The sequence below is a fragment of the Rhodobacter capsulatus genome (genome assembly GCF_003254295.1).
GTDB classification, from domain to species: domain Bacteria; phylum Pseudomonadota; class Alphaproteobacteria; order Rhodobacterales; family Rhodobacteraceae; genus Rhodobacter; species Rhodobacter capsulatus.
In genome coordinates this window covers 208954-227510 of sequence record NZ_QKZO01000003.1, presented here as the reverse complement: position 1 = coordinate 227510, position 18557 = coordinate 208954, and the positions used below count along the sequence as shown (strand labels likewise).

The 18557-nt window shown below is 69.0% G+C and carries 17 protein-coding genes; 10 read left to right on the top strand and 7 right to left on the bottom strand.

The genetic code is table 11. The features are described 5' to 3' along the window. Positions 1 to 118 precede the first annotated feature (118 nt). Complete coding sequence (locus LY44_RS05690) at positions 119 to 835, top strand: GntR family transcriptional regulator (protein WP_055212719.1); 717 nt, start codon at positions 119 to 121, stop codon at positions 833 to 835. A gap of 6 nt (positions 836 to 841) precedes the next feature. Here LY44_RS05690 and LY44_RS05685 read toward each other — a convergent pair whose 3' ends face one another. After that, positions 842 to 1315, bottom strand: coding sequence for an Lrp/AsnC family transcriptional regulator (locus tag LY44_RS05685; RefSeq protein WP_055212720.1), 474 nt, complete (start codon positions 1313 to 1315; stop codon positions 842 to 844). Positions 1316 to 1694: 379 nt separating this feature from the next. Here LY44_RS05685 and LY44_RS05680 point away from each other — a divergent pair, with 379 nt between their 5' ends. The 7 genes from LY44_RS05680 to LY44_RS05650 are packed head-to-tail and all read left to right on the top strand — an operon-like array spanning position 1695 to position 10229. Then, complete coding sequence (locus LY44_RS05680) at positions 1695 to 2630, top strand: radical SAM/SPASM domain-containing protein (protein WP_055212721.1); 936 nt, start codon at positions 1695 to 1697, stop codon at positions 2628 to 2630. After that, a complete protein-coding gene (locus LY44_RS05675) occupies positions 2630 to 4372 on the top strand; it encodes a fatty acyl-AMP ligase (protein WP_055256387.1) in 1743 nt (580 codons plus the stop codon). The genes LY44_RS05680 and LY44_RS05675 overlap by 1 nt, the downstream gene beginning before the upstream one ends. Beyond that, the gene (locus tag LY44_RS05670; protein ID WP_055212723.1) at positions 4365 to 5573 is read left to right on the top strand and encodes a cytochrome P450; all 1209 of its coding nucleotides are present in this window, start codon (positions 4365 to 4367) and stop codon (positions 5571 to 5573) included. The genes LY44_RS05675 and LY44_RS05670 overlap by 8 nt, the downstream gene beginning before the upstream one ends. A 38-nt stretch (positions 5574 to 5611) precedes the next feature. Beyond that, positions 5612 to 5860, top strand: coding sequence for an acyl carrier protein (locus LY44_RS05665; RefSeq protein ID WP_074552512.1), 249 nt, complete (start codon positions 5612 to 5614; stop codon positions 5858 to 5860). After that, positions 5857 to 7632 carry a TylF/MycF/NovP-related O-methyltransferase gene (locus tag LY44_RS05660; protein WP_055212725.1) on the top strand — a complete coding sequence of 592 codons (1776 nt, stop codon included), beginning with the start codon at positions 5857 to 5859 and terminating at the stop codon, positions 7630 to 7632. The genes LY44_RS05665 and LY44_RS05660 overlap by 4 nt, the downstream gene beginning before the upstream one ends. Positions 7633 to 7653: 21 nt before the next feature. Continuing rightward, positions 7654 to 9120 (top strand): CmcI family methyltransferase, encoded by a 1467-nt coding sequence (locus tag LY44_RS05655; RefSeq protein ID WP_055212726.1) that lies wholly within the window; start codon positions 7654 to 7656, stop codon positions 9118 to 9120. Next, positions 9117 to 10229 (top strand): hypothetical protein, encoded by a 1113-nt coding sequence (locus tag LY44_RS05650; RefSeq protein WP_055212727.1) that lies wholly within the window; start codon positions 9117 to 9119, stop codon positions 10227 to 10229. Before LY44_RS05655 ends, LY44_RS05650 begins: the two co-directional genes overlap by 4 nt. Before the next feature lie 9 nt (positions 10230 to 10238). On the opposite strand, the gene LY44_RS05645 is transcribed toward LY44_RS05650, so the two are convergent. After that, entirely contained in the window at positions 10239 to 11081 is an 843-nt protein-coding gene (locus LY44_RS05645; RefSeq protein ID WP_055212728.1) for an AAA family ATPase, read from the bottom strand. Positions 11082 to 11275: 194 nt separating this feature from the next. Here LY44_RS05645 and dksA point away from each other — a divergent pair, with 194 nt between their 5' ends. Both dksA and LY44_RS05635 read left to right on the top strand, forming a co-directional pair. Then, positions 11276 to 11698 (top strand): RNA polymerase-binding protein DksA, encoded by a 423-nt coding sequence (gene dksA, locus LY44_RS05640; protein WP_055212729.1) that lies wholly within the window; start codon positions 11276 to 11278, stop codon positions 11696 to 11698. A gap of 177 nt (positions 11699 to 11875) precedes the next feature. Next, entirely contained in the window at positions 11876 to 13048 is a 1173-nt protein-coding gene (locus LY44_RS05635) for an FAD-dependent monooxygenase (protein WP_055212743.1), read from the top strand. A 30-nt stretch (positions 13049 to 13078) separates the two neighbouring features. Here the strand turns inward: LY44_RS05635 and xth are convergent, their stop codons facing one another. From xth to surE, 5 genes are all read right to left on the bottom strand, one after another. Beyond that, positions 13079 to 13858, bottom strand: coding sequence for an exodeoxyribonuclease III (gene xth, locus LY44_RS05630; RefSeq protein WP_055212730.1), 780 nt, complete (start codon positions 13856 to 13858; stop codon positions 13079 to 13081). Between the two features lie 31 nt (positions 13859 to 13889). Beyond that, positions 13890 to 15569, bottom strand: a complete 1680-nt coding sequence (locus LY44_RS05625) for a putative transporter (RefSeq protein WP_055212731.1) — start codon at positions 15567 to 15569, stop codon at positions 13890 to 13892. A gap of 129 nt (positions 15570 to 15698) precedes the next feature. Beyond that, positions 15699 to 16946: a LysM peptidoglycan-binding domain-containing M23 family metallopeptidase gene (locus LY44_RS05620; RefSeq protein WP_111395974.1), complete on the bottom strand. Its 1248-nt coding sequence runs from the start codon at positions 16944 to 16946 to the stop codon at positions 15699 to 15701. Positions 16947 to 17006: 60 nt separating this feature from the next. Continuing rightward, positions 17007 to 17654 carry a protein-L-isoaspartate(D-aspartate) O-methyltransferase gene (locus tag LY44_RS05615; RefSeq protein WP_055209774.1) on the bottom strand — a complete coding sequence of 216 codons (648 nt, stop codon included), beginning with the start codon at positions 17652 to 17654 and terminating at the stop codon, positions 17007 to 17009. Beyond that, the gene (gene surE, locus LY44_RS05610) at positions 17651 to 18439 is read right to left on the bottom strand and encodes a 5'/3'-nucleotidase SurE (protein ID WP_055209773.1); all 789 of its coding nucleotides are present in this window, start codon (positions 18437 to 18439) and stop codon (positions 17651 to 17653) included. Before surE ends, LY44_RS05615 begins: the two co-directional genes overlap by 4 nt. Between the last annotated feature and the right edge of the window lie 118 nt (positions 18440 to 18557).

The window sequence follows — 18557 nt, the reverse complement described above, 5'->3', positions numbered from 1 at the left end:
GATTGTTAACAATCCTGTCAACCATCCTGTTATCCTGACTGTGACCGCCGCGACGCTTGCTGGCCTCGGGGGGCGGATGTATTTGCCTGTGAAGACAGGATGTTTTGGACCCGGCGTGATGAACGAGAGCCCTGCACAAGAGACGGACGGTTCCGGTGCTGGTGACGAAATCACCGAAACCGAGATCGTCGAGCGCATTTTCGAGGCGGTGATGGAACGGCGGCTGGCCGCGGGGACCAAGCTGTCCGAATCGGAATTGTGCAAGGCCTTCGGGGTCGGGCGGATGCGGATCCGCCGCTGTCTGCTGCTTCTGGCCAGCCGCGAGGTGGTGGAGCTGCGCGAAAACCGCGGCGCCTATGTGGCCAGCCCGACGCCCGCGCAGGCGCGCGACGTGTTCGAGGCGCGCGCGGCGCTGGAACCGGCGATCGCGCGTCTGGTGGCCGAACGCGCAGGCGCCGCGGAAATCGCCGCGCTGGAACGGTTCATCGCCGAAGAGGCCGCCGCGCATGATCGCGGCAGCCGCCACGAGGCGATCCGGCTTTCGGGGCAGTTCCATCTGCAGCTGGCCGAGGCAAGCGGCAATGCCACGCTCGAACGGATACTGCGCGAGCTGGTGGCGCGCAGCTCGCTGATCGTGGCGATTTACGGCGCGCCGGGGCTGGAGACCTGCCGCGATCACGACCATGCCACGCTGTTGCAGGCGCTGCGCGCGCGCGACGGGGCGGCGGCGGAACGGCTGATGGCGGCGCATCTGCAAGACATCGCCGCCACGCTGGATCTGTCGGGCAGGGCGCCTGCCGGGGGCGATCTGGTGGCGGTGCTGTCCGCGCGCTGAGACCGCTTACCAGCTTTTGGTGTCGATCGGATAGGCTGTGGTGTGGCGCAGCCGCTCCATCGCGAAATGCGAGGTGATATTGCGGATCGGCACCGCATCGGTCAGGCGGCGGTAAAGCAGGTCATAGGCCGCCATGTCCGAGACCGCGACGCGCAGCAGGTAATCCATTTCCCCCGCCATGCGCCACACCTCCATGATTTCGGGCAGCTTTTCGACCGCGGCGGCAAAGGCGGCGCGCCAGTCCGGGCCGTGATCGGGGGCCTCGATGGCGACAAAGACAGTCAGCCCCAGCCCCAATTCCTGCGGATTGGCCAGCGCCACGCGCTTTTCGATCACCCCCGAGGTTTCCAGTTTCTGGATCCGCTTCCAGCACGGCGTCTGCGACAGCCCGACCCGGTCGGCGATCTGCGCCACCGGCAGCGTCGCGTCGCGCATCAGTTCGGAAACAATCTTGCGGTCGATCAGATCAAGCTGGGCCATCCGGGCTCTCCGAAGAAGGGTCTGTGCCAAGGGAATGCCATCTCCGGTAAAAAGTCCACTGTGTTTATCGAGTTTTGGTATTTTTTATGTGCGACCGGGAAAAAACGGGGTTTCGCGGGGGCTGCGGTCCCCGTCATGGCCCCGCCGTGGCCCAGCTTCCGGCCCCGGCGCCGGGCGCGGGCGGCAGAGCGCAAGCGCCGACGAATCCCTCTTGACCCCCGGGATTTGCGATGATCTTCCTGCAGATACGGGGCCTGTCCCGCGGGGCATGTCGCCTGGAATTGTGCCGGTACGCGGTTGGTCTGACCTTCGCCAAAGACGTCCGGGCGTCGGTGTTGCGCCGCTTCAGGAGAGTGCCAATCAGGAGGGTGCGAAACCCATGACATCTCCGCTGCCGCGACAGACGATCCCTGCCGGGGGGCGGCGCGCGCTGTCCACCCTGCATTTCGACATCGTCGGCGGCTGCCAGCTGCGTTGCGTCGGCTGCCCGAATTCCGGCCTTGATCCGCGGCCCGAGTTCATCGCGCCCGATCTGTTCGCGCGCTGCCTCTCCAACATCGACGTGCCGAAAATTACGCTGATACGCCTGTTCAATTACGGCGAGCCGCTGCTGCATCCCGAGCTGGAAGAGCTGGGCCGGATCCTGCTGGCCAGCCCGATCGAGCGGCATTGGGTGGAGATTTCCACCAATGCGCAAAGCGACGCCCGCGACCGGCTGGAGGCGCTGGTGGCGATGGGGGCGCTCAATCTGCTGACGGTCAGCTGCGACGGCGACGGCACGCCGGACAGTTACGAAGCCCTGCGCCCACCGGCCAAGTGGTCGAAACTGATGTCTTTTCTGGCCTTTGCCCGGGATCTGGCGACGACATATCCGGGCCTGCGCCTGCAGGCGCGCTGCGTGATCGAGACGCCCGAGGACAAGCTGCGCTGGCGCGATGTGCTGGCCCCCTTTGGCATTCATCCCGAATTCCGCGGCTGGATCCAGCTGCCCGACAGCCTGCGCGACCGGGCCCGCGATCAGGTGACGATGGGCAGCGGCGGCTGCGCGATCGCCGCCGATCCGGGCAATCTTTACGTCGATCATCGCGGCAACATCGTGCCGTGCTGCTTTCATCCGGGCGCCGCGCAGCTCGGCAATCTGGGGCAAAGCCGCTACAGCGCGCTTTGGGCCGGGGAGGGGCGGGCAGAGTTCTTGCAGGCGCTGGTCACGCGCCGGGCGACGATGCCGGTCTGCAACCGCTGCGAGATGGGCGCAAAGCTGACGCTCGGCCCCGCCACCGCGGCGGTGGCGCGGTTCCGGCAGGGGGGGCGATGATGGCGCAGACGACCGGGCCGGGGGGGCTTGCGTCCCTGCCCACCGATCAGACCACGACTTTGGCGCAGGTTCTGCAGCGGCACGCCCGGAACCGTCCCGACAAGGTCGCCTTGCGGTTTCTGGACCACGGCGAGGGCGCGGGGCAAAGCCTGACCTATGCCGATCTGGACCGTCAGGCCCGGCTTTGGGCGGCCGAACTGCTGGCGCGCGGCGCGCGCGGGCGGACCGTGCTTCTGGTCTATCCGCCGGGTCTGCCCTTTGTCATCGGCTTCTGGGCCTGTCTTTACGCAGGCGCCATCGCGGTGCCGACGCCCTACATCACGCCTGCGCGCTCCGCCCCGCGGATCGCGGCGATCGCCGCGGATGCGCGCCCCCGTCTGGTGCTGTGTTCGGCCGCGCTGGCCGCCGAAGCGACGATCCGCGACGCCGTCGCCGCGGTGCGGCCCGATCTGGACTGGATCCCCACCGACGGACCCGCGCCCGCGGGCGATGCGCCGCCTCCCGCCCCGCCGCATCCCGAAGATCCGGCCTTTTTGCAATATACCTCGGGCTCGACCGCTGATCCGCGCGGGGTGATCGTCACCCAGTCCAATCTGATCGCCAACATGGAGATGATCCGCCGCGCCTTTGGCCATGACAGCGAGACGCGGATGGTCAGCTGGCTGCCGCTGTTCCACGACATGGGGCTGGTCGGCGGGATGCTGCAGCCGCTTTATCTGGGCGCCGAGACGGTCTTGATGGCGCCGATGGACTTCATCCAGCGGCCGCTGCGCTGGCTGCAGGCGATCGCGCGCCACCGCGCCACCAGCAGCGGCGGGCCGAATTTCGCCTATGCGCTGTGCGCCGAGCGCCTGCGCCCCGAACAGATCGAGGGTCTTGACCTGTCCAGCTGGCGCGTCGCCTTTTGCGGCGCCGAACCCGTCCGGGCCGAGGATCTGCGCCGCTTCGCCGCCCGTCTTGCCCCGGCGGGCTTCGACCCGAAGGCGCTGTTTCCCTGCTACGGCATGGCCGAGACGACGCTTTTCGTCTCGGGCGGACCGGCGGGCAGCGGGCTGGCGACGCTCCCCGGGTCTGCGGACCAGCCCGAGCGGGTGATCTGCGGCATCGGCGCCGCGGGGCAGCAGCTGGCCATCGTCGATCCCGAAACCTGCGAACGCCTGCCCGAGGGCCGGGTGGGCGAGATCTGGGTGGCGGGTCCGCATGTCGGCGCGGGCTACTGGCAGCAGCCCGAACGCAGCCGGGGCAGCTTCGGCGCGCGGATCGCGAACGAGGACGGCCCGGCTTTCCTGCGCACCGGCGATCTGGGGCAGATGCAGGGCGGGGGGCTGGCCGTCGTCGGCCGGCTCAAGGACATCGTCATCATCCGCGGCGCCAAGCACCACCCCGAGGATATCGAGGCCGCCGCCACCCGCGCCCATCCCGCGCTCTCCGCCACCGCCGCCGCCTTTGCCGTGCCGCAGGATGGCACCGAGGCGCTGGTCGTGGTACAGGAGGTCAAGCGCGGCCATCAGGCCGATCCGGCGCTGGATCTGGCAACGCAGGCGGTCACGGCGGCGATCTGCGAGGGTTTCGGGGTGCGCCCGCTCGAGGTCGTGCTGGTGCGGCCCGGCACCTTGCCGCGCACCACCAGCAACAAGATCCGCCGCGGCGCCTGCCGCGCCGCCTATCTGGCGGCCGATCTGGCCCGCTGTCCGGCTGCGCCGGAAGAATGTGTTGCAATTTCAGGAGGTTCCGATGGGTGATCTTGGATCGTTCAACAGTCTTGCGCCGCTGTTGCGCGACGACCCCTATCCGGTCTACGCGACGCTGCGCGCCCGCGCGCCGGTGTTCTGGACCGAGACCGAACAGGCCTGGGTGCTGCTGCGTCATCAGGACGTCAGCGCGGCCTTTGGCACCCCCGGCCTGCTGACGCTGGATCTGGGGCAGTTCGTCGCCGATGTCTCGCAGGCGCTGGGTGATCATCCGGTCGAACTGTTGCGGCTGCTTGAAATGGCGATCTTTTTCCGCAACCCGCCCGCGCATGGGCCGCTGCGCGCGCTGGTGGCGCGGCTTCTGGCGCTGCGCCCGCAGGCCGCCTGCGCCGCCGAGGTGACGCGCATCGCCCGCGATCTGCACGCGCCGCTGGCCCGCGACGGCGGTCTGGACCTGATGACCGGCTTTGCCGATCCGCTGCCGCCGCGCTTCATGGGCTGGCTTTTGGGGCTGGCCGATGCCGATGCGCTCTGGCTGGCGCAGACGCTGGCGGGGGTGCCGGTGATCCTCAACCGCGGCGCCTCGATCCGCGATTTCCGCGCCGCCGAGCTGCGCCTGACCGAGGCGCATGCCTTCCTGCGCCCCGAGATCGCCGCCCGCCGCAACGCCCCGCGCGACGACGGCCTGTCGCTGCTGGTCAGCCGCAATGACGCCTCCGAGGCGCCCTTTGACGACGACCGGCTGACCGCCCTGACCAGCTTCGTCTTCATGGCGGGCTTCGAGACCACCTCGGCGCTGATCGGCAATGCGCTCTGGCTGCTGCTTGACCATCCCGATCAATGCGACCGCGTCGCGGCCGACCGGAGGCTGCTGGCTAGTGCCGCCGAGGAGGCCTTGCGGCTGGAGGCGCCGATCCAGCAGGTCCGCCGTCGCGCCGCCACCGACATGACCCTTGCCGGGCAGGAGATCCGGGCGGGGCAGCAGATCGTGCTGATGATCGCCGCCGCCAACCGCGACCCGCAGGCCTATCCCGACCCCGACCTTTACCTGCCCGGGCGCACCGGGCGGCCGGTGCAATCCTTCGGCGCCGGGCTGCATCATTGCCTTGGCGCCTGGGTCGCCCGGATGGAGGCCGAGATTGCGCTGGGCACCGTGCTGGACGGGCCGCGCCCGCGGCTGTGCATCGACCGGCCCGGCTGGCGGCCGCTGCACAACCAGCGCCGCATGACCAATCTTCCCGTGCAGGTCTGACCCGCATGGCCCCCGAAATCCCCTGCTGCGAGGCACCGATGCTGAACGAAACCGCCGTCAGAACCTGGATCACCGAATTTCTCGTGTCGCTGACGGGGGCCGAGGCGGCCACCATCACCGGCGATGCGCCGTTTTACAATCTGGGGATCGACTCGGTCGATGCCGTGGTGATGGCGGGCGCGATGGAGGAGCATTTCGGCACCGAGATCGAGGCGACGCTGGTCCTGCGCAATGCCACGATCGACGAGCTGATCGCCGATCTGCGGGAAAGCGGCCTGCTTTCATGACCCCCAAGCCGCCCGAGCTGAGCCTGATCGTGATCAGCCACGAGATGGCGCGCGAATTGCCGCGGACGCTTTACAGCCTGTCGCCGCGTTATCAGGAGGGCATCGCCGCCGAGGATTACGAGGTGATCGTGATCGACAACGGCTCGCGCCAGCCGCCGCGGGCCGAGGATTTCGCCGATCTGGGCCTCAATCTGCGGATCGAGCGCTTTGCCGATCCGACGCCCTCGCCGGTGCGGGCGATCAACCACGGGCTGGGCCTGGCCGCGGCGCCGCTGATCGGCGTCAGCATCGACGGCGCGCGGATGGCCAGCCCTGGCCTGCTGGAGGCCTGCCGCCGCGCGGCGCGGACCGATCCGATGCCGGTCGTCAGCACGCTTTCGTTCCAGATCGGGCCGGGGCCGCAATGGCTGACCCAGCAGCAGGGCTATGACAGCGCCTGGGAGGACCGGCTGCTGACCGGGATCGACTGGCAGGCCGACGGCTACCGGCTGTTCGACATCAGCCCCTTTGCCGAGAATGTCGGGCGCGGCTGGTTCGGCCCGCTCAGCGAAAGCAATCTGTTGTTCCTGCCGCGCGCTCTTTGGGACGCGCTGGGCGGTTTCGATCCGGCCTTCGAAAGCCCGGGCGGCGGGGCGGCCAATGCCGATCTGCTCTGGCGCGCGCTGGAACATCCGGGCACGCGGCAGGTGGTGGTTCTGGGCGAGGGGATCTTTCATCAGATCCACGGCGGCACCCATACCAATGCCGGGGCCGCCGCGCTGGAGGTGCACAAGCGCGCCGCCAAGGAATATTACCGCCTGCGCGGCCGGATCCGGGTCGTCGACACCGAGCGCAGCTATTTCGGTCCGGTCTCGCGCCGCGCCGCCGAGGCTTACGCGCGCCAGCTTGCCGCGGGGCAGACGGCGGCCCCGCGCGCGGTTGCAACGCCGCTGCGGCCCGGCCCCGAGGCGGGCGAGCGCTATATCGACCTGCTCAAGGCGGTGCTTTTGAACGAGACCGGGCTGGAAACCGAGGTCGCGCTGGATGCGCTGCGCGGCCGAAAGGACATCCCCCCCGCCTTCTGGAGCGAGACGCTTTACGACGTGCCCGGCAAGCTGGCCCCGGCGCTGGCGGAAAAGCGGCGGCTGCGGGCGCAGGGCCTTGACACGCTGACCGCGCAGGCCGGTCCGCCGCTGGGCTACACGATGATCGGGCGGCGGCGGCTGGACCATCTGCAGGACTGCGTCGCCACCATTCTGGCCGAGGCGGTGGCGGGCGATCTGATGGAATGCGGGGTCTGGCGCGGCGGCGCCTGCCTGCTGATGAAGGCGATGCTCGATCTGGCCGGGGCGCAGGACCGCAACCTCTGGGTGGCGGATTCCTTTGCCGGGCTGCCGCCGCCCGCGCTGCCCGAAGACGAGGGGCTGGATCTGTCGCGCGACCACGCCCCGGCACTCGCCGTGTCGCAGGCGCGGGTGGAGCGGGCCTTTGCCGATTTCGGCCTGCTCGATGCGCGGGTGCGGTTTCTGCCCGGCTTCTTTGCCGACACGCTGGCGGGCTGCGCGGTGGAAAAACTGGCGCTGCTGCGGCTCGATGGCGATCTTTACAGCTCCACCCTGCAGGCGCTCGAGGCGCTTTACGACCGCGTCGCGCCCGGGGGCTTCGTCATCATCGACGATTACGGCGGCCTTGGCCAATGCGCGCTGGCGGTGGACCGCTTCCGCGCCGCGCGCGGCATCACCGCGCCCCTTGGCATGATCGACTGGACGGGCGCCTTCTGGCGCAAGTCGTGACCCTTTTTCGGAGACAGCCCCGTGTTCCAATTCTGGCCCAGTGTCGTCAAACCCATTCTGGACGCCGCCGAAGCGCGCCGCGTGATCGAGGTCGGCGCCGATGCGGGCCGCCATTCCCGGCTTCTGGCCGCCTGGGCCAAGGCCGCCGGGGCGCGGCTTGACATCGTCGATCCCGAACCCGGGCCCGAGCTGGCGCGGCTGGGCGACCGCTTTGCCGGGGTGGCGGTGTTTCATCCGCGCCCCAGTCTTGAGGTGCTGGGCGATCTTCTGCCCGCCGATGTCGTGCTGCTGGACGGCGATCACAACTGGTACACGATGCATTCCGAATTGCAGCTGATCTACGGCCGCGAAGGCCCGCTTGCGGCGGATGCGCCGATCACCATCTGCCACGATGTCGAATGGCCCTATGCGCGCCGCGATCTTTACTATTGCCCCGACCGCATCCCCGCTGCGCATCGCCAGCCCTATCGCATCGGCGGGCTCTTGCCGCGGGAGCGCGGCCTCTCGCCGGGGGGCTACAATGCGGGCTTTGCCCATGCCGTGGAGGAGGGCGGTCCGCGCAATGGCGTCAAGACCGCGATCGAGGATTTTCTGGCCGAACGCGGGGCAGAGTTTCATGTCGTCTGGCTGCCGCTGCTGTTCGGTCTGGCGGTGATCGTGCCGCAACCGCGGCTGGCGGCCGACCGCGAGGGGGCGCTCTCGGCGGTGCTGGGCGGGCTCGAACTCAGCCCCCCGCTGCGCAGCCTGTGCAAGATCGCCGAGCTGGAACGGCTCGATGCCAGCCGCCCGACGCTGGCCCCTGCGGGATCGGGGCCAAGACCGGCGGCGGGGCAGGGCGGCGGGGCGCGGGATTTCTCCAGCGCGCTTCCCGACGCAGTGCTGACCGGCCTGCTCAAGGGCAGCCTCGAGACCCGCTACAAGGGCCGGGCGATGCTGCTCAACCCGCTCGACATGGCGAATTATCTGGCGCTGCTGGGCGCGCTGAAACCGGCGGCGGTGATCGAGATCGGCAGTCTCGAAGGCGGGCGGACCGAATGGCTGGCCGACATGATGGCGGCGCTGGGCCTGCCCGGGCCGGTGATCGGCATCGATCTTTTGCCGCGTCCCCCCAGCGCGCATCCGCAGGTCGATGCCCGCATCGGCGACGCCCGCGATCTGGCGCGGGTGCTGCCGCCCGAGGAGCTGCGCCGCCTCGGCCATCCGCTGCTGGTGATCGAGGATTCCGCCCATGACGAGGCGACCTGCACCGCGGTTCTGGACTACATCGATCCGCATCTGACCCCGGGCGATTACGTGATCATCGAGGACGGCGCCTTTCGCGACGCCGCCGACATCGCGGCGGTGGCCTCGGCGCTCTCGCCGCCCTCGCGGGCGATCGACGCCTTTCTGGCCCGCCGCGGCGCCGATTACGCGATCGACGCGCAATATTGCGACCGGTTCGGCCATAATGCGACGTTCAACGTCAACGGCTGGTTGCGGCGAACATGAGCAAGATCGCCTCTCCCGCCGCGCAGGACAGCCCGGCCGCCGCCCCCGCCGGGGCGGGGCTAATCGATCCGGCGCTGCTCGCGCATCTGCGCAAGACCGTCGCGGCCGTCACCCGGCCCTGGTGGCAGGGCGAGGTGGTCAGCGCAAACGGGCTGATCTTCGGGGTCAATCTCGGCGGCTCGCGCCCGCCGCTGGTCTGGTGCTTTCAGGGCTATGCGGAATTCGCCGCGCTGGCCGCGGCACTTGGCCCCGATCAGCCGCTTTACGGCCTGCGCTCGGGGCATCTGGTGGTGAAGCCCGGGGCGAAGACCCATCTGCACATGGCGATGATCTGCGCCGAAGAACTGCTGTCGCTGGGCCTGTCGGGGCCGATGTTTCTGGGCGGCAATTGTCAGGGCGCGCTTCTGGCGCAGAAGATCGCGCAGATCCTGACTGCCGCCGACCATCCGGTCGCGCTGCTGATCTGTCTCAACCCGTTTCTGATCACCCCCTATGGCGGGCGCGCGGCCTTCATCCTCGGGCGGCATGACACCACCAACCCGCTGCACCGCTTCCACGACGCCGAGGCGCTGTTGCGCGAGCGGCTGCCGCTGTGCAGCCTTGACACCATCCCCTCGGAACATGGCAGCCTGTTCAGCGGCAAGATCCTTGATCTGTGGAGCGCGATCCTGCGCCGCCGCATCGAGGCCGTCGCGGGCACCAGCCCCGGGGCCGGTCCGCTCTGGTCGCTGTGCGCCGAGCTTGCGGCGCCCGCGCAGCTGGTGATGCCCGCGCGCGGCCTGTGCGAGGTGCCGGTGACATTGCGCAACAGCACGGATCAGCTCTGGGCGCCCAGCCGCGAAAGCGGTCTGACGCTGGGCAACCACTGGCGCGCGCCCGATGGCAGCCTTTTGCAATGGCTTGACGGCCAGCAGCCGTTCACCCAGCCGCTGCCGCCGGGCGGCACGTTCGAGACGACGCTTCTGGTGCGCGCCCCCGAGCGGGAGGGCGAGTACCTGCTGGAGATCGACCTGCAACAGGCCGGGGTGCTGTGGCTGAGCGAACTCGGCTCCGCGCCGGCGATCTGCCGGGTCACCGTCCTGCCCCCGGTGGGCGGCGCGGCGGGCTGAGGGCGGCGCTCAGCGCCCCTGCCGCCGCGCCAGGAAGGCCAGCCGCTCGAACAGATGCACATCCTGTTCGTTCTTCAAAAGCGCCCCGTGCAGCTTCGGCAGCAGGTTCGCCGGATCGGCCTTCAGATCCTCGGGCGAAAGATCCTCGGCCAGCAAAAGCTTCAGCCAGTCGAGCACCTCCGAGGTCGAGGGCTTCTTCTTCAGCCCCGGCGTCTCGCGGATCTCGTAGAATCGGCTCAGCGCGGCGGCGAGAAGCGCCTCCTTGATGCCGGGGAAATGCACCTTGACGATGGCGCGCAGCGTCTCGGTGTCGGGGAAGCGGATGTAGTGAAAGAAACAGCGCCGCAGGAAGGCGTCGGGCAGTTCCTTTTCGTTGTTCGAGGTGATGATGACGATCGGCCGGTGGCGGGCGCGGATCGTCTCGCCGGTCTCGTAGACATGGAACTCCATCCGGTCGAGTTCCTGCAACAGGTCATTGGGAAATTCGATGTCGGCCTTGTCGATCTCGTCGATCAAGAGCACCACTTTGCCCTCCGCCTCGAAGGCCTGCCAGAGCTTGCCCTTGCGGATGTAATTCCTGACCTCGTTCACCCGCGCATCGCCCAGCTGGCTGTCGCGCAGGCGCGAGACCGCATCGTATTCGTAAAGCCCCTGCTGCGCCTTCGTCGTCGATTTCACCGCCCATTCCAGCATCGGCAGGCCCAGCGCCGCCGAGACCTGCCGCGCCAGTTCGGTCTTGCCGGTGCCCGGCTCGCCCTTGACCAGCAGCGGCCGCTCGAGCGCGACGGCGGCATTCACCGCCACGATCAGATCGGGGGGGGCAACGTAATCCTTGGTCGAACTGAACTGCACGGGCCTCTCCTTGCTTGCTGCCGAAAGCCTAGCCGGGCGCCAAAATCGCCGCAAGCGCCGCGCGGGATCGGCGCAGGAAAGATGCCGCAGCCGCAAAGCGGGGGTGACAACACAAGCGCGTTAGGGTAAGTGAGCGCGCAGCGGTGCCGGGGGGCAACCCCGACGCGACCGAGGGCCCGACAGTGAGTGACGCGATGAAAGCCGAGACCTTCCTTCCCGACAATTACCGCCCGGCCGAAGACGAGCCTTTCATGAACGAAAGGCAGCTTGAATATTTCCGCCGCAAGCTGATGGCGTGGAAATCGGAACTGCTCGAACAATCGCTCGAAACCCTCGAAGGGCTTGCCGAATCGGCGCGCAACGTGCCCGATCTGGCCGACCGCGCCAGCGAGGAAACCGACCGCGCGCTGGAATTGCGCACCCGCGACCGGCAGCGCAAGCTGGTCTCCAAGATCGACGCCGCGCTGCGCCGGATCGAGAATGGCGAATACGGCTATTGCGAAATGACCGGCGAGCCGATCTCGCTCAAGCGGCTTGACGCCCGTCCGATCGCCACGATGACGCTGGAAGCACAGGAAAAACACGAACGCCGCGAGCGCGTGCACCGCGACGACTGACCCCGGCCGCCGCCTCGGCAGGGGGGGTGCGACAGGGGGGTGCGACGCGACGCCCCAGCGCGGGGGGTTTGATTTCGCGCAAGGACATGGGACACCGGCACCAGCAGGGGCCGGTGCTTTTTTTTGGAAGACGGCTCCGGGTCGGGCGGGGTCCAACGGTTCGGAAAGGGTCTGGTCGTGCTGATCGGTCGGAAGGTGACGGTGCTTGGGGCCGGGGTGGCGGGTCTTGCGGTGGCCCGGGCGCTGGCGCTGCGGGGCGCCGAGGTGACGGTGCTGGAACAGGCCGATGCGATCCGCGAGGTCGGCGCGGGCCTGCAGATTTCCCCCAATGGCGCGCGGGTGCTGCATGCGCTTGGTCTGGGCGAGGCGCTGGCCGCGGCCGGTCCGCAGGCCGAGGCGATCGAGCTGCGCGAGGGCGAGACCGGCAAGCGGGTGACGCGGCTCGATCTGGCGCGGCTGCGCCCGGGCGAGGAATACCGGCTGGTGCACCGCGCCCGGCTGATCGAGCTTCTGGCCGAGGGCGCGCGCGCGGCAGGCGTCGAGATCAGGCTGCAAAGCCGGGTGGCCGAGGTGATGCTGGGCCCGCATCCGCCGCGGCTGAAGATGCTCAAGGGCGAAGAGATCGAGACCGGCCTTCTGATCGGCGCCGACGGGTTGCAATCGCGGGTGCGGCGCGCGCTGAACGGCGAGGGGCGGCCCTTTTTCACCCATCAGGTCGCCTGGCGGACGCTGATCCCCTGTGACGATGCCGAACCCAAGGTGGCGCAGGTCTTCATGGGCGACGGCCGCCATCTGGTCAGCTATCCGATCGGGCGGGGGCTGCGCAACATCGTGGCGGTCGAGGAACGGCAACGCTGGACCGCCGAGGGCTGGTCGCATCGCGACGATCCGCGCAGCCTGCTGGCCGCCTTCGAGGAGTTCTGCCCGCAGGTGCAGGACTGGCTGGAAGCGGTGAAGGAACCCTGGCTTTGGGGGCTGTTCCGGCATCGCGTGGCGCGGGTCTGGCAGGGCCGCGGCGCGGCGATCCTGGGCGACGCCGCGCATCCCACCTTGCCCTTCATGGCGCAGGGCGCGGTGATGGCGCTGGAAGATGCCTGGGTGCTGGCGGCCTCGCTGGCCGAGGCCGAAAGCGATGCCGAGGGGCTGGCCGCCTATCAGGCGGCGCGGCGCGGGCGCTGCGAGGCGATCGTCGAGGCGGCGAATGAGAACGCCCGCAACTATCACCTCTCGGGCCCGGCCCGCGTCATCGGCCATCTGGCGCTGCGCACGGCCTCGGCGATCGCGCCGGGCAAGATCCTGGGCCGCTTCGACTGGGTCTATGGCCACGACGTGACGGCGCCGCGGAAATAGGGGCCGCGGCAGCCAAGCCGGGGGGCCGTCTCAGGCGTCCAGATCGATCCAGACCGGGACATGGTCCGAGGGCTTCTCGCCCGCGCGGACCTCCTTGTCGATGCCCGCATCGCGCAACAGATCGGCCGCCTGCGGCGAGAGCAGCAGGTGGTCGATGCGGATGCCGTTGTTTTTCTGCCAGGCGCCCGCCTGATAATCCCAGAACGAATACTGCCCCGGACCGGGCACGCGGGCGCGGAAGGCATCGGTCAGGCCAAGGTTCACGATCCGCCGGAACGCCGCGCGGCTCGCGGGCAGGGCCAGCGCATCCGCGCGCCAGCTGTCCGGTTTCGCGGCATCCTCGTCTTGCGGGATCACGTTGTAATCGCCCGCGAAAACCAGCGGTTCCTCGCTGCGCAGCAGGGTTTCCACCCGCGCCTGCATCCGCGCCATCCAGGCCAGCTTGTAATCGTATTTCGGCCCCGGCGCCGGGTTGCCATTCGGCAGATAAAGCCCGCAGACCCGCACCGCGCGGGCACCGATCACCGTCGCCTCGATCCAGCGGGCCTGATCGTCGCTGTCGTCGCCGGGCAGGCCGCGCGTCACATCCTCCAGCGGCAGCCGCGACAGGATCGCGACGCCATTGAAGCTTTTCTGCCCGTGCGTGTGCACCGTGTAGCCGGTGCTGTCCAGAACCTCGTGCGGGAAGGCCTCGTCGGTCGACTTGATCTCCTGCAGCAGCACGACATCGGGCTCGGCCGCGCGCAGCCAGGCGGGCAGGGCCTCGGCGCGGGCCTTGATGCCGTTGATGTTGAAGGTGGCGATCTTCATGGTCTCTCCTTGCGGGCGGGGGTGGCCCGGGTCACAGCAACAACAGCACGATGATCTGCGGCGCCAGGATCCGCATGCACATCACCAGCGGATAGACCGAGGCATAGCCGACCGAGGCCGCCGCCGAGCCCGACATGCCATTGGCAAAGGCGAGCGCGGGCGGATCGGTCATCGAGCCCGCCAGCACGCCCGAAAGGCTCAGGTAGTTCACCCGATAGACGATGCGGGCGACGAAGCCCACGATCACCAGCGGCACGAGGGTGATCACCATGCCGTAGAGCATCCATGAAAGCCCCGGCCCGTGGATCAGCGTCTGCACGAATTGCCCGCCCGCCTTCAGCCCGACCGCCGAGAGGAAGAGCACGATGCCCAGCTCGCGCAGCGCATGGTTGGCGACGGGCGGCATGAAGAAGACGAAAGGCCCCAGAAAGCCGATGCGCGAGAGCAGGATCGCCACGACAAGCGGCCCGCCCGCCAGACCCAGTTTCAAGGGCGCGGGCAGGCCCGGAAAGGCGATCGGGATCGAGCCGAGGATCACCCCCAGCAATATGCCGAAGAAGACACCGGAATATTGCACCTGCTCCAGGCTTTTCATCTGATCGCCGAAGAGCGGCTTGACCGCCTCGATATCGGCGGGGGCGCCGACCACGGTCAGGATGTCGCCGAATTGCAGCGCCAGATCGGGCTCGACCGGCAGCTGCGTCCCCGCCCGGGTGACGCGGGAAATCGAGACCGAGCGTTCCTCGAGCCCGAGATCGCGGATATGCTTGCCCAGCGCCTTTGGCTCGGTCACTGCGACGCGCTGCCAGCTCAGCTGCGTGCCCTTGGTCGAGGTGAGCGAGACATCCACCTCCTCGCCCAAGATCAGCACCATCGCATGCAGCTTCTCGGCCGGGCCGACCAGATGCAGCACGTCGCCCATGTGCAGCGCCATCGAGCGCAGGGGATGCATCAGTACCGCGCCGCGCTTGAGCCGCGACACCACCACGCCCTGATCGTAAAGATCGGGCACCTCGCCCAGTTCCAGCCCTTCAAGATTGGGGTTGCGCACCACCACATTGAGCGCGGGCAGTTCCTTGGTGCCGCCCTTGGCCCGGGTCGCCTCGAACTCCGCCTCTTCGCGCTCGATGCGGATCGCCAGCACCTGCCGCACCGCGATCATCGTCAGCAAGATGCCAATTATACCAAAGGGATAGGCAACGGCATAGCCGAGCGAGGCTTCCGAAATCACCTCCGAGGGGATGCCCGCATCCTTCAGCACCTGCGTTGCCGCGCCCAGCCCCGGGGTGTTCGTCACCGCCCCCGACATCAGCCCGACCAGCGCGGGCACCGGAATGTCGGCAATAAAATGCAGCGCCACCGTGGTGGCGACGCCCAAAAGGACGATCGCGGCGGCGATCAGGTTGAACTGCAGACCGGCCCGCTGCAACGAGGCGAAAAAGCCCGGCCCGACCTGGATGCCGATCGTGAAGACAAAGATGATGAGGCCGAATTCGCGCACGAATTCCAGCATTTCCGGCGCCAGATGCAGGCCCGCGACCGAGGTCCAGTGACCGACGAAGAGCCCCGCGAACAGCACCCCGCCGATGCCCAGCCCGATGCCGCGCCAGTTCAGCCCGCCCAGAAGCAGACCCAGCGCCCCCGACAGCGCCAGCGCCGCCGTGGCCAGCCCCACCGGCGAAATCGTGCTGAGGAAATTCAAAAGCGCCATGGTCCCCCCCTGCGGGGGTGTCCTCCCCCACGGCAAATTGCGCTTCCCGGCCAGAGAGGTCAAGTTCTTGTGACCGGCTGAAAAAAACGGCCGGGGCCGGGTTTCGCGGCACCGGCCCGGGGCCGGGTCTCAGTCCAGATAGGGCATCGGATCGACCGAGTCGTAGCCCTTGCGGACCTCGAAATGCAAAAAGCCGGTGTCGCCCGCGCGGACCTTGGCGATGCTCTGGCCGCGGCGCACCTTGTCGCCCTTGGCGACGGTGATGCCGTCGATATTGGCATAGACGGTCAGCAGCCCGCCCTCGTGGCGCAGAACCAGGATCGGCACCTGTTCGGTGTCCTTGGTGATCGCCGCGACCGTGCCTGCATCGGCGGCCTTGACCGCGGTTCCGGCGGCGGCGCGGATGTCGACGCCGTCGTTCTTGCCCTTGGCATAGGGGCGGATGATTGCGCCCGGCACCGGCATGACGAATTTCGAGCTGCGCGAGGCCTCGGTGCGGGCGGCGCCCAGATCGGGGGCGGCGGATGTGTCGACCGGGGCCGAGGCTTTCGGTGGCACCTCTTTCGGCAGCGGTTTCGCCGCCGAGGGCGGCTCGGGCGTGGGCGAGCCTTCGCCCGGTTCGGTCAGCGCCGCGGTGGCGGGCCGCGGCGCGGCGCCGGTCGCGGGCGGGATCATCAGCATCTGGCCCTCGCGCACGCTCAGATCGGCGGGCAGGCCGTTCCAGTCCGCCACCGATTTCGCCGGGACATTGTAATAGCGCGCGATCGAATAGGCGGTCTCGCCGCGGGCGACGCGGTGGCGGATCGGCTCGGCGCCGGTCTGGCGGGCGGCGGGTTTCGCCACCGGGCTGGCACTTGGTGCGGCGGGACGGGGCGCGGCGGCGGGGGCCGCGGGCGCGGCGGCGGGCGGCTGATTGACGGCGGCGCGGTCGATCGCGGCCCCCGCCAGCGAGGTGATGTCGATCCGCTCGCTGCCCGCGGCGGCAGCCCCGCCCGCGACGGCGCCCGGTGCCGGTTCGCCGACCCGTTTGGGCAGGGCCAGAACCTCGCCCTTGCCCAAGGGCGTGTTCGGCGCCAGCGCATTGTAGCGCGCCAGTTCCGCCGCATCGAGCCCCAGCCGCGAGGCGATCGAGCCGACGCTGTCGCCCTGCCGGGCCACGGCAACCTGATAATTCGGATAGGAAATCACCCCGCGCGCATCGGGGGCGGGGCGGTCGGCGGTGGCTTGACGCACGGCCTCGGTGGTGTCGAAGCCGGTCTTGCCGAAATGGCGCAGGTCGGCATCGAAACGGCCGTCCTTGCCGCAACCGGCCAGCACGGCCAGCGCGACGCCGGTCAGCAGCACGCGGGTCAGTCGGCGGGAGTGGGGGGCTTGCATCGCTCGTCCTCGTTCGGTCTGTCGTTCTTCGGTCTTATCCCGGTTCCGCGGGGGCCCGGCTCAGTCGCCCGCCATGCCCTCGACCAGCGGCACGAAGCGCACCGGGCGCAACTCCTCGTAATCGAAGCCGGTTTCCAGTCGCGTCACGCGGATCAGGCTTTGCACGGTGTCGGACTGGCCGACCGGAAGCACCATGATACCGCCGATCTTCAGCTGCGACAACAGCGGCCCCGGCGGGTCCTCGGCGGCGGCGGTGACCAGAATCCGGTCGAAGGGCGCCTGATCGGGCAGCCCGCGCGAGCCGTCAGTGGCCAAGGCGACGATATTGGGCAGCGAGAGCGCCTCGAAGACCGCCTGCGCCTCGCGCACCAGACGACGGTGGCGGTCGACGGTATAGACGCGGCGGCACAAAAGCGACAGCACCGCGGCCTGATAGCCCGAGCCGGTGCCGATCTCGAGCACCCGGTCGCGCGGCCCCACGGCCAGCGCCTGCGTCATCAGGCCCACGACCGAGGGCTGCGAAATCGTCTGCCCGCAGGCGATCGGCAGCGGCATGTCCTCATAGGCGCGTTCGGCAAAGATGCCGCGCACGAAGGCGCCGCGGTCGATGCGCTCCATCGCCGAGAGGATCCGGGCCTCGGTCACGCCCTTCGAGCGCAGCGCGTAAAGAAACTGCATCGTGATCCGGGCGCGCTCGTCCTCGGTCATGCCAGCCGCGCCTCGAGATCGGCGAGCACGTCATGCGCGGTCAGATCGGCGCGCATCGGCGTGACCGAGATATGGCCTTCCAGGTTCACCATCGCATCGGTGCCGGGCGCGGTGGCGCCATGCTGCGGACCGCCCTTGATCCAGAGAAACCGCCGCCCATTGGGCGAGACTGCGGGCTCGACGGTGAAGAAACTGTCGCTCCGGTACCCCTGCGCCGCAACCCGCGTGCCCTTGACCGCGGCGGCGGGGACGGGGGGGAAGTTGACGTTGTAAAAGACGCGATAGGGGCCGTCGTCCCAGATGCCGTTTTGCCAGATCTTGCGCACCAGCGCCGGGCCATGCACGCGGGCGGCCTCGAACGGGTCAAGCCCGGGGCCAAGGCAGGCCGGGCCGAGGAACTGGCTCAGCGCGATCGCCGGAATGCCCTGCAGCGCGGCCTCCATCGCCCCGCCAAGGGTGCCGGAATAAAGCGCATTCTCGGCCGAGTTGTTGCCGCGGTTGACCCCCGACAGCACCAGATCCGGCCGCCCGTCGGTCAGCACGTCGTAAAGCCCCGCCAGCACGCAATCGGCCGGGCTGCCCTCGGCGGCAAAGCGGCGCGGCCCCAGCTCGGCGATCGACATCGGCCGGTTGTAGCTGATCGCATGACCGACACCCGATTGCTCGAAGGCGGGGGCGACGGTCCAGACCTCGCCCGCCGGGCCTGCCAGCTCGGCCGCGATCGCTTCGAGCACCGAAAGCCCCGGCGCGTTGATGCCGTCGTCATTGGTGATCAGAATGCGCATGCGACCCTCGTTGCCCGGTTTCTGTCTGATTAGCCGCTGCGCCGCAGCCAAACAAGCAAGGTGCTGCGTTTGGCGCGCAGGTGTGCCCTTGCGGACCCGGTCCGCCCCGGATCCGGCG

Excerpts from the sequence above, each read along its gene's own strand:
- LY44_RS05660 (WP_055212725.1), top strand. The coding sequence starts at position 5,857 with ATGACCCCCAAGCCGCCCGAGCTGAGCCTGATCGTGATCAGCCACGAG.
- dksA (WP_055212729.1), top strand. The coding sequence starts at position 11,276 with ATGAAAGCCGAGACCTTCCTTCCCGACAATTACCGCCCGGCCGAAGAC.
- xth (WP_055212730.1), bottom strand. The coding sequence starts at position 13,858 with ATGAAGATCGCCACCTTCAACATCAACGGCATCAAGGCCCGCGCCGAG.
- LY44_RS05680 (WP_055212721.1), top strand. The coding sequence starts at position 1,695 with ATGACATCTCCGCTGCCGCGACAGACGATCCCTGCCGGGGGGCGGCGC.
- LY44_RS05665 (WP_074552512.1), top strand. The coding sequence starts at position 5,612 with ATGCTGAACGAAACCGCCGTCAGAACCTGGATCACCGAATTTCTCGTG.
- LY44_RS05675 (WP_055256387.1), top strand. The coding sequence starts at position 2,630 with ATGGCGCAGACGACCGGGCCGGGGGGGCTTGCGTCCCTGCCCACCGAT.
- LY44_RS05685 (WP_055212720.1), bottom strand. The coding sequence starts at position 1,315 with ATGGCCCAGCTTGATCTGATCGACCGCAAGATTGTTTCCGAACTGATG.
- LY44_RS05615 (WP_055209774.1), bottom strand. The coding sequence starts at position 17,654 with ATGACCGAGGACGAGCGCGCCCGGATCACGATGCAGTTTCTTTACGCG.
- LY44_RS05625 (WP_055212731.1), bottom strand. The coding sequence starts at position 15,569 with ATGGCGCTTTTGAATTTCCTCAGCACGATTTCGCCGGTGGGGCTGGCC.
- LY44_RS05670 (WP_055212723.1), top strand. The coding sequence starts at position 4,365 with ATGGGTGATCTTGGATCGTTCAACAGTCTTGCGCCGCTGTTGCGCGAC.
- LY44_RS05650 (WP_055212727.1), top strand. The coding sequence starts at position 9,117 with ATGAGCAAGATCGCCTCTCCCGCCGCGCAGGACAGCCCGGCCGCCGCC.
- surE (WP_055209773.1), bottom strand. The coding sequence starts at position 18,439 with ATGCGCATTCTGATCACCAATGACGACGGCATCAACGCGCCGGGGCTT.
- LY44_RS05690 (WP_055212719.1), top strand. The coding sequence starts at position 119 with ATGAACGAGAGCCCTGCACAAGAGACGGACGGTTCCGGTGCTGGTGAC.
- LY44_RS05620 (WP_111395974.1), bottom strand. The coding sequence starts at position 16,946 with ATGCAAGCCCCCCACTCCCGCCGACTGACCCGCGTGCTGCTGACCGGC.